The 13,730-nt window shown below is 60.9% G+C and carries 12 protein-coding genes and 1 riboswitch; of the genes, 4 read left to right on the forward strand and 8 right to left on the reverse strand.

The features are described from left to right. Positions 1–9 precede the first annotated feature (9 nt). The 3 genes from rnk to map all read right to left on the reverse strand — a co-directional run bounded on the left by rnk (position 10) and on the right by map (position 2,394). A complete protein-coding gene (rnk, locus tag C2134_RS19190; RefSeq protein ID WP_103321687.1) occupies positions 10–414 on the reverse strand; it encodes a nucleoside diphosphate kinase regulator in 405 nt (134 codons plus the stop codon). Between the two features lie 160 nt (positions 415–574). Then, entirely contained in the window at positions 575–1,432 is an 858-nt protein-coding gene (locus tag C2134_RS19195) for a flagellin N-terminal helical domain-containing protein (RefSeq protein ID WP_103321688.1), read from the reverse strand. A gap of 164 nt (positions 1,433–1,596) precedes the next feature. Beyond that, positions 1,597–2,394 carry a type I methionyl aminopeptidase gene (gene map / locus C2134_RS19200; protein ID WP_103321689.1) on the reverse strand — a complete coding sequence of 266 codons (798 nt, stop codon included), beginning with the start codon at positions 2,392–2,394 and terminating at the stop codon, positions 1,597–1,599. A gap of 134 nt (positions 2,395–2,528) precedes the next feature. Between map and C2134_RS19205 the strand changes: the two genes are divergently transcribed. Then, on the forward strand, positions 2,529–3,392 hold the full coding sequence (locus tag C2134_RS19205) for a transporter substrate-binding domain-containing protein (RefSeq protein WP_146042225.1): 864 nt from the start codon (positions 2,529–2,531) through the stop codon (positions 3,390–3,392). 126 nt (positions 3,393–3,518) lie between these two features. Here C2134_RS19205 and C2134_RS19210 read toward each other — a convergent pair whose 3' ends face one another. Then, positions 3,519–4,526 (reverse strand): class 1 fructose-bisphosphatase, encoded by a 1,008-nt coding sequence (locus C2134_RS19210; RefSeq protein ID WP_103321691.1) that lies wholly within the window; start codon positions 4,524–4,526, stop codon positions 3,519–3,521. A gap of 138 nt (positions 4,527–4,664) precedes the next feature. On the opposite strand from C2134_RS19210, the gene C2134_RS19215 reads away from it, so the two are divergent. Then, positions 4,665–5,444 (forward strand): substrate-binding periplasmic protein, encoded by a 780-nt coding sequence (locus tag C2134_RS19215; protein WP_103321692.1) that lies wholly within the window; start codon positions 4,665–4,667, stop codon positions 5,442–5,444. On the opposite strand, the gene C2134_RS19220 is transcribed toward C2134_RS19215, so the two are convergent. Both C2134_RS19220 and gcvA read right to left on the reverse strand, forming a co-directional pair. Beyond that, the gene (locus C2134_RS19220; RefSeq protein WP_103321693.1) at positions 5,441–6,769 is read right to left on the reverse strand and encodes a voltage-gated chloride channel family protein; all 1,329 of its coding nucleotides are present in this window, start codon (positions 6,767–6,769) and stop codon (positions 5,441–5,443) included. The two genes, C2134_RS19215 and C2134_RS19220, sit on opposite strands and share 4 nt — an antisense overlap. Before the next feature lie 77 nt (positions 6,770–6,846). Then, positions 6,847–6,912: riboswitch (Fluoride riboswitch) on the reverse strand. A 45-nt stretch (positions 6,913–6,957) separates the two neighbouring features. Continuing rightward, positions 6,958–7,845: a transcriptional regulator GcvA gene (gcvA, locus tag C2134_RS19225; protein ID WP_103321694.1), complete on the reverse strand. Its 888-nt coding sequence runs from the start codon at positions 7,843–7,845 to the stop codon at positions 6,958–6,960. A gap of 194 nt (positions 7,846–8,039) precedes the next feature. Here gcvA and acnB point away from each other — a divergent pair, with 194 nt between their 5' ends. After that, the gene (gene acnB / locus C2134_RS19230; protein ID WP_103321695.1) at positions 8,040–10,628 is read left to right on the forward strand and encodes a bifunctional aconitate hydratase 2/2-methylisocitrate dehydratase; all 2,589 of its coding nucleotides are present in this window, start codon (positions 8,040–8,042) and stop codon (positions 10,626–10,628) included. 90 nt (positions 10,629–10,718) lie between these two features. Here acnB and C2134_RS19235 read toward each other — a convergent pair whose 3' ends face one another. Further along, a complete protein-coding gene (locus C2134_RS19235; RefSeq protein ID WP_103321696.1) occupies positions 10,719–12,836 on the reverse strand; it encodes a putative bifunctional diguanylate cyclase/phosphodiesterase in 2,118 nt (705 codons plus the stop codon). Positions 12,837–13,059: 223 nt separating this feature from the next. Here C2134_RS19235 and C2134_RS19240 point away from each other — a divergent pair, with 223 nt between their 5' ends. Beyond that, positions 13,060–13,506, forward strand: coding sequence for a hypothetical protein (locus C2134_RS19240; RefSeq protein WP_103321697.1), 447 nt, complete (start codon positions 13,060–13,062; stop codon positions 13,504–13,506). Between the two features lie 13 nt (positions 13,507–13,519). Here C2134_RS19240 and C2134_RS21645 read toward each other — a convergent pair. After that, positions 13,520–13,730, reverse strand: a 211-nt coding sequence (locus C2134_RS21645) for a hypothetical protein (protein ID WP_199179999.1), incomplete at its 5' end; no start/stop codon positions are given.

The following is a 13,730-nucleotide window of genomic DNA, read 5'->3' on the forward strand; positions in this document are numbered from 1 at the left end:
CGGATGCGCTTAGCGGTGGAGCGCGCCGGCCGATTCCGGCTGCTCGACAATTTCCAGCACGGTCAACGCAACGCTGCCGGATGGCGTTGGCCAGTGCATGGTCTGCCCGACCGAGAGCCCTAGCAAGGCGGCCCCGATAGGGGCCAGGACAGAGATGCGGCCCAGCGTCCCATCGGCGTCTTTAGGGTAAACCAGAGTCAGCTGTTTTTCCTCGCCGCTTTCCAGTTTGACGCGAGCGGTGCTGTTCATGGTGATGACATCGGACGGAATCGCAGATGGCTCCACCACGTCCGCCCGTTCCAGTTCCGCCTCCAGGCGGCTGGCTACGGGGTGGCCGTATTCGCACGTTTCCAGTACGGCTGCCAGACGTTCGTAATCCAGCGTAGACACAATAATGGAGGGCGGGATAGGCATATGAGCTCCTTGCAGATGGACAAAGGGCACCGCAAGGGTGCCCGTTGGACAAATCCAGAATGGATTCATATATCGATCATATAGGACTCATCGTTGCCAAAACAAGTCCAAGAGCCGAGTATATATTTTGCCTCGCCGGGAACTTCTGGCTAAAAATAGCTTACCCCAGCAGCGACAAGGCAGCCTGTGGCGCGATATTGGCTTGCCCCAGCGCGGCGGCGCCGGCTTTTCCTAGGATCTGCTGGGCGGTCAGGTTGGCGGTGGCGGCGGCAAAGTCGGTATCGCTGATGCGGCTGTTGGCAGCCTGGTTGGCGATATTGGAGGTCTGCAGATTATTCACCACAGCCTCAAAGCTGCTGTTGACCGCGCCGAGGGTGGCACGCTGCGAACCTATCGTTTGCAGATCGCTTTGCGCCGATTGTTGCGCATTCAGCGCGTTGGCCTGGGTGGTGATGTCTATGGTGTTGGTCGCCGCCAGATTGGCGTTGTAGCTGTTCAAGCCGCCGGAGCCGGGCGCGGCCGACAGATTGATGCTGGGAACGGTGATCTGGTTGCTGCTGGTGCCGTTGGGGCCCACCTGGAAGGTGGAGGCGTTGCCGCCGGTCAGCAGGGGCGTGCCATTGAACTGCGTGCTTTGCACAATTTGCGAGTTGGATTGGGTCAGCTGATCCACTTGCTGCTGCAGCGCCTGGCGGTTGCCGGCATTCAGCGCGCCATCGCCTGCCTGGATGGCCAGTTCCTGGATTTGCTGGGTATTGCTCTGAATCTGGCCAAGGGCGGAGTCGGCAGTCTGCACCAGCGAAACGCCATCATTGGTATTGTTGATGGCCTGGTTGCTGCCGTTGATTTGCGCCTGCAGCTGCTGGGAAATGGCGAGATTCGCCGCATTGTCCGCAGCGCTATTCAATTGCGAGCCGGACGCAAGTTGGGCCAGAACCTGCTTGGTGGCTTGCTGCGTCTTGTTCAGCTGAGCCTGGCCAGCCAATGAGGCCAAATTAGTGTTGATGGTCAGCGCCATGATGTTCTCCCGCGTGCTGCGTGCCGATAGGGCAATAATGCTCATTCAGTTTAGAAACAAGCACTTGCCCTGGCAAGAGTAATTTAAAGCAGGAAACAATTCGCAACGAATTCGGCGGCGCAAAAATACAAAACCCCGCGACAGCAGGCGCGGGGCGATTGGGCTTATTTGAAGCTGGGCTTGTCTGGCGTGCCGGCGGACTGGGTCATGATCTCGTAACCGGTGTCGGTCACCAGCACGGTGTGCTCCCATTGCGCGGACAGGCTGCGGTCCTTGGTGACCACGGTCCAGCCGTCAGCCAGGATGCGCAGATGGCGCTTGCCCTGGTTGATCATCGGCTCAATGGTGAAAATCATGCCGGGCTGGATTTCCAGGCCGGTGCCAGGACGACCATAGTGCAGAATTTGCGGTTCTTCATGGAATTTTTTGCCGATGCCGTGGCCGCAGAACTCCTGCACTACGCTGTACCCGGCGCCTTCGGCGTAGCTCTGGATGGCATAGCCGATGTCGCCGAGCATCGCGCCCGGCTTCACTTTCTCGATGCCTTTCCACATGGCCTCATAGGTGATCTTGCACAGGCGCTTGGCGTGCGGGCTGACATCGCCGACATAGAACATGCGGCTGGTATCGCCGTGGTAGCCGTCCTTGATCACCGTGATGTCCAGATTGACGATATCGCCGTTCTTCAGCGGCTTGTCGTTGGGAATGCCATGGCAAATCACGTGATTGACCGAGGTGCAGATCGACTTGGGGTAGGGGTTGTGGCCGCCCGGCGCGTAATTCAGCGGCGCCGGGATCGTGCCTTGCACATTGACCATATAGTCGTGGCACAGCTTGTCGATGGCCTCGGTGGTGACGCCGGGCTTGATGTGCGGGGTGATAAAGTCGAGGACTTCGGAGGCGAGACGCCCCGCGACTCGCATTTTTTCGATGTCGGTCGCGTCTTTGATCTGGATAGACATGTGTGGCTTGTTTGTTTTCATCGGCTAATGAGACGTAATTCTAGCAAAATGCGGCTCCTCTGGACATGCCAAGCGTGCAGTACGCCGCGCCGGGCTTTCTATACTGGACCTAAACGGCCTTGTGGGAGAAGGAGATGCGCGCATGGATGCTGGCGTTGTGGCTTGCGCTCTTGTCATGTCAGGCCCATGCCGAGAGCGCGATGGAGGTGCGTTATATCAGCGACGCGCCGCGCTATCAGGAATACATCGAGATACTGCGCACGGCGCTGGACAAAACCATTCCGGAATACGGCCCGTATGTGATGAGCCACCCGGAAGCCGAAATGAATGAGCCCCGCTATATGGCGGATGCGGTTTCGGGCAAATCGGTCAACCTGGTATGGGGCTCCACTTCGGTAGAGCGCGAACGAACCTTGATTCCCATCCGCATTCCGCTGGGCAAAGGCTTGCTCGGCTATCGCATCGGCCTGATTCGCGCGGGCGAACAGGCGCGTTTTTCCGGAGTGAAAACGCGGGACGACCTCAAGCGCTTTACTTTCGGCATGGGGCCGGGCTGGGGCGACATCGCCATCTGCCGCCACGCCGGGCTGACCGTGTGGATTGATCCCTACGAGAAGCTATTCAAGATGCTGACTGCGGGCCGGTTCGATTTCTATTCGCGCGGCGTCAACGAGATATTCACGGAATTCCAAGCTTTCCATCTGTCCGAGCAGGGTATAGCCGTGGAAAAGGATTTGCTGTTGCACTCCATTTATCCGTTCTACTTTTTCGTCAGTCCGGCCGAGCCGAGGCTGGCCAGCCGGCTCAAGATGGGCTTGGAAAAAATGCTGAACGATGGCAGCTTCGACGCTATTTTCTGGAAGTACAATCAGGCCAATATCGAGCGGGCCGGCCTGGCGCGCCGGCGCGTGATCGAGCTGGCCAATCCGGCCCTGCCGCCCGATACGCCGCTGGATGACCATCGCTTGTGGTTCGTGCCATCGGCCCGACGGCCCTGAGTGGCGCGACATATCTCCATGGCCCCAGCGTGTGCCGATGCGGCGCGCGATTGGACGTGATGCGCGATGGACTGGCCATGAAAAAGCCCGCCGGGAGGCGGGCTTGCTGGCTTTGTGAAAGCCGGATCAGGCTTGCTCTTGATGGTAGCGCGTGACGCGCTCCACTTCCTGTTTCGAACCCAGGAATACCGCCACGCGTTCGTGCAGCTTCTGCGGCTGGATGTCCATGATGCGCTGGTAGCCATTGGTGGCCGCGCCGCCGGCCTGCTCGACAACGAAGGCCATGGGGTTGCCTTCATACATCAGCCGCAGTTTGCCGGCCTTGGCGGGATCGCGCGCATCCTTGGGATACATGAAGATGCCGCCGCGAGTCAGAATGCGGTGCACTTCGGCCACCATGGACGCCACCCAGCGCATATTGAAGTCGCGGGCGCGCGGACCGGTCTTGCCTGCCAGCAGCTCCTCGACATAACGGCGCACCGGCGCTTCCCAGTGGCGCATATTGGACATATTGATGGCGAATTCGCTGGTTTGCTCCGGCACGCGCATGTCCGGATGGGTCAATACGAACGAGCCCTGCTCACGATCCAGAGTGAAGCCATGCACGCCGCTGCCGAAAGTCAGCACCAATTGGGTTTGCGGGCCGTACACGGTATAGCCGGCGGCCACTTGATGGGTGCCAGGCTGCATGAAGTCCTGCTCGGTCGGCAGCGTCACGCCTTCGGGGCAGCGCAGGATCGAGAAAATCGTGCCGACAGAAATGTTGACGTCGATGTTGGACGAGCCATCCAGCGGATCGAACAGCAGCAGGTATTCGCCCTTGGGGTATTCGCCCGGGATGTGATACGGCAGTTCCATTTCCTCGGACGCCATCGCGGCCAGGCTGCCGCCCCACTCATTGGCGTCAAGCAGGTAGTCGTTGGCGATCACGTCCAGCTTCTTTTGAGCCTCGCCCTGGATGTTGCCGGTGCCGGCTTCGCCCAGCACGCCGGCCAAAGCGCCCTTGTTGACCGAATAGCTGATGGCCTTGCAGGCGCGTCCGACCGTTTCGATCAACAGGCGCAGTTCGGGAGGAAGCGTGCCCGCCTTGCGCTGCTGTTCGATCAGAAATCGGGAGAGGGTGATGCGGCTCATGACTTTCCTTTGGAATGGATAGGTGCGCGAATGATAATGCCGGCGGGTTGTCGGCACAACGCCGAATTATAGCGAAGATACGGGCGGAGGCGGCGGGGAGCGGCTATCAAGATAGAAAGTTCCATCCAGGAGTGCATCATGCGAGCCAGTATTTTGGGACTGCTGTTCAGCCTAGCCATCTGGTCGTCCGCCGCATCGGCGCTTGTCATCTACACCGAGGACTGGCCGCCGATCACCTTTCAACACAATGGCGTAGCCGATGGCATGGCGGTGGAAGTGGTGCGGGAAATCCAGTCCCGTATCAAGGACAACAGCCCAATTGAGGTGGTTCCCTGGGCGCGCGGTTACAAAGAGTTGCTGACCAATCCCAACGTGATGCTGTTCACCGTAGGCCGCAGCGAAGCGCGAGAGAAACAGATGACGCTGCTGGGGCCGATAGCGGTATCGCAGACCGTGCTGCTGGCGCGCAAAGGCGAAGCCGCCAAACTGCTGGCGCTGGGCGCCGGCATCTACCAGCGCCCTGTGGGCGCCTACCGCGGCAGCATCTTCGCCGACGCCGCGTCCGCAGCCGGCTTTGTCGAGGTGGACCTTGCCCCTACGCCGCAAATCACGGCGCAGAAAATGCTGCTGGGCCGCTACGACATGTGGGTGGAGGGCGGCTTCGTCGTGGCCTCGGTCCTGAAGGACATCCACCAGCCGCCCGATGCGGTGGAGGTGGTGAGGGTGCTGGAGTCGCTGGAGTTGTATCTGGCGTTTTCCCGCGGCACGCCGGGCGATGAGGTTCGGCGCTGGCAGGATGGCTTCGCCGCCATCAAGAAGGACGGCACGTTCAAGCGCATCTACAACAAATGGCTGCCACGCGACGCGGCGCCGTTGGAGATCAGGCTGATAGGCGTTCCGCCATCTCCGGCTCATTAACTCTGCGTATTTTGCGGGCCGGCATCCGCCTGAAGGCTGGACGGCCGCGGCGCCTTGCGCAACTCGGCCCACTCCGACAGCCGAATGTTTTCCGGCACGCCGCGCCGCTTGGCGATACCGACGCGTTGCGCCCGGTAGATGCCGGAGTGGCCGGAGCATAGATAAGCCACCACGCAAGCCAGCCCGGCATAAATGCCGATTTCCGGACCGAACAGCTCCATGGCCATGACCGTGGAAGCCAGCGGCGTATTGGCCGCGCCGGCAAAGACAGCGACAAAGCCCATGCCCGCAAGCAGGGGAAAGGGCAGGTGCAGCAACGGCGACAGCGCATTGCCCAGCGTGGCGCCGATATAAAACAAGGGCGTCACCTCGCCGCCTTTGAAGCCGGCGCCCAGCGTGGCGATGGTAAACGCCAGCTTGCCGGCAAAGTCATAGGAGGGCAGCGGGTGCTGAAAGGCCGCCACGATATTGGGAATGCCCAAACCCAAGTAGGCGCGGGCATCAAACAAGGAGGCGGCGATAGCGACGCAGCCGCCGCCAATCAGCGGCCGCAGCGGCGCAAACGCGACAAACCGCTTGAACAGCGCGGCCAGCGCATGGACAGATTCCGCGAACAATTTCCCAGTCAGGCCGAACACCACGCCAGCCGCCATGGCCGCGCCAAGGCACAGCGCAGTCGGTTGCGGAATATACGGAATCGCGTAATGGGTGTGCTGCACGCCCCACAGCAGGCCCACCTGGTCGCCCGCGACGGCGGCAAGCAGGCAGGGCAAGATAGCATCGTAGCGCATCCGCCCGATGGCCAGCACCTCCAGGCCAAAGATGGCGCCGGCCAGCGGCGTGCCGAAAACCGAGGCAAAACCCGCGCTGATGCCGGCCATCAGCAGCAAGCGCCGTTCCGACGTCGGCAGGCCGAACAGTTTGTGGACCTGATCGGCCAGGGCGCCGCCCATCTGCACCGCCGTGCCTTCGCGCCCGGCCGAGCCGCCAAACAAATGGGTAATGACGGTGCCAATCAGCACCAGCGGCGCCATCCGCAGCGGGATGGTCTTTTTGGGGTCGTGAATCTCGTCGATCAGCAGATTGTTGCCGCCTTCGACTTCGCGCCCAAACCATAGATACAGCATGCCGACGGCGAAGCCGCCCAGCGGCAGCAGCCAGATCAGCCAAGCATGGGCAATGCGCGTATGGGTGGCCCACTCCAGCGAGAACAGGAAAAAGGCCGAGGCGCTGCCGACAAGCGCGGCAACCAGTAGCGACAACAGCGTCCATTTGCCGATGAAAGGCAGGACGGAAAGCCGTTCGGGGATGAGTTTTGGAATCATCGTTTGTCCAGTGCAGTCAGATTGACACGCCTGGACCGTGGGTGCGGGATATGCGTACCTACAGCTTCCGGTCCAGGAATACTGTAGGCATCATCAGCCTTCGCAAAGGCGGTTACGGGAGGAATGCCATCTCCGCAGCAGATGGCCCATTGTATGGCGTTGCGGCCGTCCGCGCAACGGCGGGCGATTCATGCCGTTTTGGCCGCCTCGCTCTCCAGCCATCCGCAAAAAGCCTCCACAGTCGCATCCTCGGCTGACATCCGCGGCACGACCCAGCAGTAGTCGCGCACCGTCACCACCGGCTCCGGCAGCGGCGAAACCAGTTGCCCGGAGGCTATCAGCGCCTGAGCCATCGGCAACGGCCCCAATACCACGCCCAAGCCGTCTATGGCGGCTTGCAAGGCGAGCGAGAATTTGTCGAAGTGCAGGCTGCAAGCCGGCTTCAACTCCGGCGCGCCGGCCAGCGTCAGCCAGCGCGGCCAGGCCGTGGGGCGGGTGTCCGCGTGGAGCAGGGTATGGCAGACCAGATCGGCCGGACTATTCAGCGGCAGGCGCGCCAGCAGGCCGGGGCTGGCCAGCGGCAGCTCCCATTCCTTCAAAAAGGGTTTGGCGATATGGCCGGGCCAGTCGCCGGGGCCGCGACGAATGGCGATGTCGAACGGCGCATCCAGCCGCGATAGGTCACGGTCCGACGTGACCAGATGGAGTTCCAGATCGGGATGCCTGGCGCGGAAGCCAGCCAGCCGCGGCAACAGCCAATAGGCGGCAAACGTGGGCGTGGAATTGATGCTGAGCCGGCGCTGCCGGTTGGGCTGCAGCAGCTGGGCGGTGGCGTTGGCGATCAAATCCAGGCCATCCTGCACCTGCACCAGATAACGCCAGCCGGCGTCGGTGAGCTTGACGCGGCCGCCGCTGCGCTCAAACAGCGACACGCCCAGCCAATCTTCCAGCTGCTTTATCTGTTTGCTCACAGCGCCATGCGTGACGAATAATTCGCCCGCGGCGGCGGAGAAGCTTTCCAGGCGGGCGGCGGCTTCGAAAATCCGCAGGGAATTGAGAGGAGGGTAGGCGCTCATGCTGTGATTTTAACTCACAATGCGTGTTGCGATTACTCGTTTGTATGCAAGCGCCGAAAAGCGTAATCTTCAGCCACTACAAAGCGCATATTCGCAGCGCCCGGCGCGCGTATGATGCAGAATTACCGAGTGGAGACTGTCGGCGTTTTCGCTGGCAGGCTTGCCGACAACCAAAGCCAAGAAGGTCCCGAGTCATGCTAGAAGCTTATCGTCAGCACGTTGCCGAGCGCGCCGCGCTGGGCATTCCGCCCCTGCCGCTGTCCGCCAAGCAGGTTGAAGAACTGGTCGAACTGCTGAAAAACCCGCCCAAGGGCGAGGAAAGCACGCTGGTCGACCTGATCACCCACCGCGTGCCGCCGGGCGTGGACGACGCCGCCAAGGTGAAGGCATCCTTCCTGGCCGCCGTGGCCGAGGGCAGCGTGAAGTCGCCACTGGTTTCGCGCGAACTCGCTACCGAGCTCCTGGGCACCATGCTGGGCGGCTACAACATCAAGCCGCTGGTCGACCTGCTGGACGATCCGTCCGTGGCCAAGATCGCCGCCGCCGGCCTGAAGAAAACCCTGCTGATGTTCGACTCCTTCCATGACGTGAAGGAAAAGATGGACAAGGGCAACGCCGTGGCCAAGGAAGTGATCGAATCCTGGGCCAACGCCGAATGGTTCACCAGCCGTCCGGAAGTGGCCGAGAAAATCACCGTCACCGTGTTCAAGGTGCCGGGCGAAACCAATACCGACGACCTATCCCCGGCGCCGGACGCCTGGAGCCGCCCGGACATCCCGCTGCACTATCTGGCCATGTTGAAGAACACCCGCGCCGACGCGGCCTTCAAGCCGGAAGAAGACGGCAAGCGCGGCCCGATCCAGTTCATCGAAGACCTGAAGAAGAAGGGCCATCTGGTGGCTTATGTCGGCGACGTGGTCGGCACCGGCTCTTCCCGCAAATCCGCCACCAACTCGGTGGTGTGGGCCACCGGCCAGGATATTCCTTACGTGCCGAACAAACGCTTCGGCGGCGTGACCCTGGGCGGCAAGATCGCGCCTATCTTCTTCAACACCCAGGAAGACTCCGGCTCGCTGCCGATTGAAGTGGACGTGTCCAAGCTGGAAATGGGCGACGTGATCGACGTCTACCCGTACAGCGGCAAGATCGAGAAGAACGGCGCCGTGGTGGCCGAATTCAAGCTGAAGTCCGAAGTGATCCTGGACGAAGTGCGCGCCGGCGGCCGCATCAACCTGATCATCGGCCGCGGCCTGACTTCCAAGGCGCGCGAAGCGCTGGGTCTGCCGGCTTCCACCACATTCCGGCTGCCCAAGGCGCCGGTGGATTCCGGCAAGGGCTTTTCGCTGGGCCAGAAGATGGTCGGCCGCGCCTGTGGCCTGCCGGAAGGCAAGGGCGTGCGTCCGGGCACCTACTGCGAACCGAAGATGACCACTGTCGGCTCGCAGGACACCACCGGCCCGATGACCCGCGACGAGCTGAAAGACCTGGCCTGCCTGGGCTTCTCCGCCGATCTGGTGATGCAGTCGTTCTGCCACACTGCCGCGTATCCGAAGCCGGTGGACGTGAAGATGCACAAGGAGCTGCCGTCCTTCATCTCTACCCGCGGCGGCGTCTCGCTGCGTCCGGGCGACGGCGTGATCCACAGCTGGCTGAACCGCCTGCTGTTGCCGGACACCGTGGGCACCGGGGGCGACAGCCATACCCGTTTCCCGATCGGCATTTCCTTCCCGGCCGGTTCCGGCCTGGTGGCCTTTGCCGCCGCCACTGGCGTGATGCCGCTGGATATGCCGGAATCGGTGCTGGTGCGTTTCAAGGGCAAGCTGCAGCCGGGCGTGACCCTGCGCGATCTGGTCAACGCCATCCCGCTGTACGCGATCAAGGCCGGCCTGCTGACCGTGGCCAAAGCCGGCAAGAAGAACATCTTCTCCGGCCGCATCCTGGAAATCGAAGGCCTGCCGGACCTGAAGGTTGAGCAAGCGTTCGAACTGACCGACGCCTCTGCGGAGCGCTCCGCCGCCGGCTGCACCGTGCACCTGAACAAGGCGCCCATCGTCGAATACATGCGCTCCAACATCACGCTGATGAAGTCCATGATCGCCGACGGCTATCAGGACGCGCGCACGCTGGAACGCCGCATCAAGGCCATGGAAGACTGGATTGCCAACGGCAAGCTGCTGGAAGCCGACGCCGACGCCGAATACGCCGCCGTGATCGAAATCGACATGAATGAGATCAAGGAGCCTATCGTCGCCTGCCCGAACGATCCGGACGACGTGAAGTACATGTCCGAAGTGGCCGGCACCAAGATCGACGAAGTGTTCATCGGTTCGTGCATGACCAATATCGGCCACTTCCGCGCCGCCTCCAAGCTGTTGGAAGGCAAGGCCGACATCCCGGTGCGCCTGTGGGTGGCGCCGCCGACCAAGATGGACGCCAAGCAACTGACCGAGGAAGGCCACTACGGCGTGCTCGGCCGCGCCGGCGCGCGTCTGGAAATGCCGGGCTGCTCGCTGTGCATGGGCAACCAGGCGCAGGTGCGCGAAGGCGCGACGGTGATGTCCACCTCCACGCGCAACTTCCCGAACCGTCTGGGCAAGAACTCCAACGTGTTCCTGGGCTCGGCCGAACTGGCGGCGATCTGCTCCAAGCTGGGCAAGATCCCGACAGTAGAGGAGTATCAGGCGAACATCGGCATCATCAACGAGAAGGGCGCCGAAGTTTACAAGTACTTGAACTTCGACCAGATCCAGGAATACCAGGAGCTGGCCGCCAGCAAGGCTTGATAGCAACATCGAGGGGCTAACCATAACGACGCCGTCCATCCCGCAGGAGGACGGCGTTTTTTCATGCCTGTTATGGGAGGCTGGCCACGCTCAAGAAAGCGCCGCGTCGCGCCAGCGTGCCGAGAAGTCCATTGCTGGCAATGGCCGTCCGTAGAAAAATCCCTGAATGGCCGAACATCCCGCTTTACGCAGAAAATCCGCCTGTTCGGCGGTCTCCACGCCCTCGGCAACGGTATCCAGCGCCAAATTGGCCGCCAGCGACAGAATGCTGCGGACAATGGCCTCTCCGTCCTGCCCGCCGCCAATGCCCAGGATGAAGCTGCGATCGATCTTGAGCGTCTGCACCGGCAACTGATGCAAATAGGCCAGCGAGGAATAGCCTGTGCCAAAATCATCTATGGACAGGCGGACACCCAGTTTGCGCAAGGTCGTCAAGGCGGCGACGGCGTCATCAGCCGCCATGATCACGCTTTCGGTGATTTCCATTTCCAGCAGGGAAGGGGGCAGGGCATAGCGCTCCAGCATCGACTCAACCCGCTGCGGAAAATCCATCCTCTCCAATTGTCTGACGGAAAGATTCACCGAAACAGAAGGCACGGCGAAGCCGTCCGCCAGCCACTGCGCCAATTGGCGGCAGCTTTTGTCCAGCACCAAATCGCCCAGCGCCTCGATCAGCCCGCTTTCCTCGGCAATCGGAATGAATCGGGCCGGACCTATCTCGCCCAAGGCGGGGCTGTGCCAACGCGCCAAGGCTTCCGCGCCATACAGCTCACCGCTGTCGCACGCGATCTTGGGCTGAAAATGCACGTCGATTTCGCCGATCTCTATCGCTTGGCGCAGGTGGCGCTCAATCAATACGCGCTGCTCCAAGGCGGAAGATAGCTCAGGCGTGTAGCGGAGGCAGCGGTTTCGGCCTGCAGCCTTGGCTTGGTACATCGCCAGGTCGGCGTTGCGCAGCAAGGTGTCCCCATCGGCGCCGTCCTGCCGGGAAAAACTGATGCCTATGCTAGCGGATAGATAAATATCCTGACTGCCGATGTCGAAAGGGCGCTCGAACAGAGACAACAAACGGCCGGCAGCGGCATCAGCCGCATCCTGCTTTTCCAAGCCCTCCATCACGCAGACAAACTCGTCTCCGCCCAAACGGGCCAGCAGATCGCCTGGCGGGACATGGGCAAGCAGCCTGTTGGCCACTGCGATCAACAGCAAGTCGCCTATGTGGTGGCCCTGTGTATCGTTGACATCCTTGAACCTATCCAGATCGATAAACAACAGCGCCAAACCATGTTCGCCCATCGCGGAGCGGTCCAGCGCATGGCTCAGCCGTTGCTGGAATTGCAAGCGATTGGGGAGGCCGGTCAGGGTGTCATGGTGAGCCAAGCGATCCAAGGTCGCCTCGGCGCGGCGGCGCTCGGCAATTTCATCATGCAAACGACGATTGGCCGTCTCCAGCTCGTGGGTGCGCTCCGAGACTCTGCGATCCAGGTCTCGATTAGCGTCGGCCAACGATTTGGCCTGCTGCTCAATGATCCGGCCCGCATGGCCCACCACCAGCATCTGGGCAATAAATAGAATGCCCATCAAGGCGCAGATTGCCAGCGTTAGCCACCATAGTTGGTGCTCGGAATCCGTGACGAAGGGCGTCGCGTCGAGATACAACTCCAGCACGCCTTCGACTCGACCATCTTGTCTGTGCACCGGCACGTAGGTGGACACGATGTCGCGCTCGGTCAAGGTATGCTCAAAGGCATCTATGCTGTGATTGTGCGCCAGCTCGCTGGCCGGCACGCCTGCCGCGGCCGAGCGGAATCCGTCGTTGTCCCATTCGTTTTCGCCTATCTGCTTGGCGTCGGTGGAAAACAGCGTCAAACCATTCAGTGCGTAGACCTTCAGTTTGATCACATCCGTGCCGCGCATCAGGCCAATCACTGCTTCACGCAAATGCACCTGACGGGCAGCTTGCTGCAGCCGGTCCGGCTTGCCTGCCAGCGGCAGCAAAGACCGAAAGTCAGGCCATAGCGAATTTTCGAAAATTTGCACCAGCGATGCCGCCCGGTTTTTTTCAAGCTTCAGCAACTGCTCGGCTGAGTAATGCCGAAGGTAGCCCGCCATCAATGAAGTGGCGCACCCCATCAGCAGGAGCGATAGCAGAAAGAAATACGGAACCAGGCGGAAAGGGCGGGCGGAGGGCGAAGCGTGTCTGGCCATGACAATCTCGCAGCGCGAATGAATGTAAGTTTAGGCGATTGACTGTCAAATCGCCGCACGCTTTAGTTCGCATAATGTTTATTATGTCAAATTGCAGAAATGGGTCAAAAAGGTGGCCAAAACGATGCAAAGAAAATTGCAGAAACTGGCCTTTCGGACAGGTATCATTTTTGCAACACTTCCGATGTAAAGGGTCCGAACAACAAGCAAAACGACGCAGCAAATGTCAAAACCGTGGTGTGAGTTCCCTTGCAGCCCTGACGATCTGGTCAGGGCTGTTTCTTTTGGTGACATCGAAACCGTAGCCGCAGAAATCGGCGTGAGCGCGCAACAGTTGGCGTACTGGCGGCGCGGCCGCGAGCCTGTGCCGCGTGTGGTGTACCTATACCTACGCCATCGCGCAGAAACCACCCTTGGCGCGCAGTACGGGCCGTTCCGGGGATTCCACCTATGCGAGCGCGGTGACGCGCTGGTATGCCCAGCAACGGGCATACGAATCAACTACGTTGAAGTGGCCATGCTGCCGGAGTACCGCCGTGCAAAGCGCCTGGCTGAGGAGCAAGCGGAGCTGATAGGGCGGCTGATGAAAGAGCGGGATTTCTACCGCAAAAACTGCCTGAAGCAAGCGAAGTATGGGGCGATGCTGAACACGATATTTCCCGACCCATAGCGCAACCGATACATCAAGCATCATGTGCGGGAAGCTCAGCCTGAGCGTAACGCGCCTCTTCAAACATCTCAGAAGCTGTCAACGGGTGTTCAACCTCAAAAATGTTAATGCCGAAAATCTTGTCATGCCGATCAACAATGCCCTGCATAAGTGCATCCATCTTCTTCGGAGGCAGGCAGTAGCGAAGACGAGGCGTCAGGAACAGATGAATCTTGATGAAAGTA

Source organism: Chromobacterium sinusclupearum (assembly GCF_002902845.1).
In the GTDB taxonomy this organism is placed as follows: domain Bacteria; phylum Pseudomonadota; class Gammaproteobacteria; order Burkholderiales; family Chromobacteriaceae; genus Chromobacterium; species Chromobacterium sinusclupearum.

Bases quoted from the DNA above. Each gene is read 5' to 3' on its own strand.
- rnk (WP_103321687.1), bottom strand. From the start codon at position 414: ATGCCTATCCCGCCCTCCATTATTGTGTCTACGCTGGATTACGAACGT.
- C2134_RS19195 (WP_103321688.1), bottom strand. From the start codon at position 1,432: ATGGCGCTGACCATCAACACTAATTTGGCCTCATTGGCTGGCCAGGCT.
- map (WP_103321689.1), bottom strand. From the start codon at position 2,394: ATGTCTATCCAGATCAAAGACGCGACCGACATCGAAAAAATGCGAGTC.
- C2134_RS19205 (WP_146042225.1), top strand. From the start codon at position 2,529: ATGCGCGCATGGATGCTGGCGTTGTGGCTTGCGCTCTTGTCATGTCAG.
- C2134_RS19210 (WP_103321691.1), bottom strand. From the start codon at position 4,526: ATGAGCCGCATCACCCTCTCCCGATTTCTGATCGAACAGCAGCGCAAG.
- C2134_RS19215 (WP_103321692.1), top strand. From the start codon at position 4,665: ATGCGAGCCAGTATTTTGGGACTGCTGTTCAGCCTAGCCATCTGGTCG.
- C2134_RS19220 (WP_103321693.1), bottom strand. From the start codon at position 6,769: ATGATTCCAAAACTCATCCCCGAACGGCTTTCCGTCCTGCCTTTCATC.
- gcvA (WP_103321694.1), bottom strand. From the start codon at position 7,845: ATGAGCGCCTACCCTCCTCTCAATTCCCTGCGGATTTTCGAAGCCGCC.
- acnB (WP_103321695.1), top strand. From the start codon at position 8,040: ATGCTAGAAGCTTATCGTCAGCACGTTGCCGAGCGCGCCGCGCTGGGC.
- C2134_RS19235 (WP_103321696.1), bottom strand. From the start codon at position 12,836: ATGGCCAGACACGCTTCGCCCTCCGCCCGCCCTTTCCGCCTGGTTCCG.
- C2134_RS19240 (WP_103321697.1), top strand. From the start codon at position 13,060: ATGTCAAAACCGTGGTGTGAGTTCCCTTGCAGCCCTGACGATCTGGTC.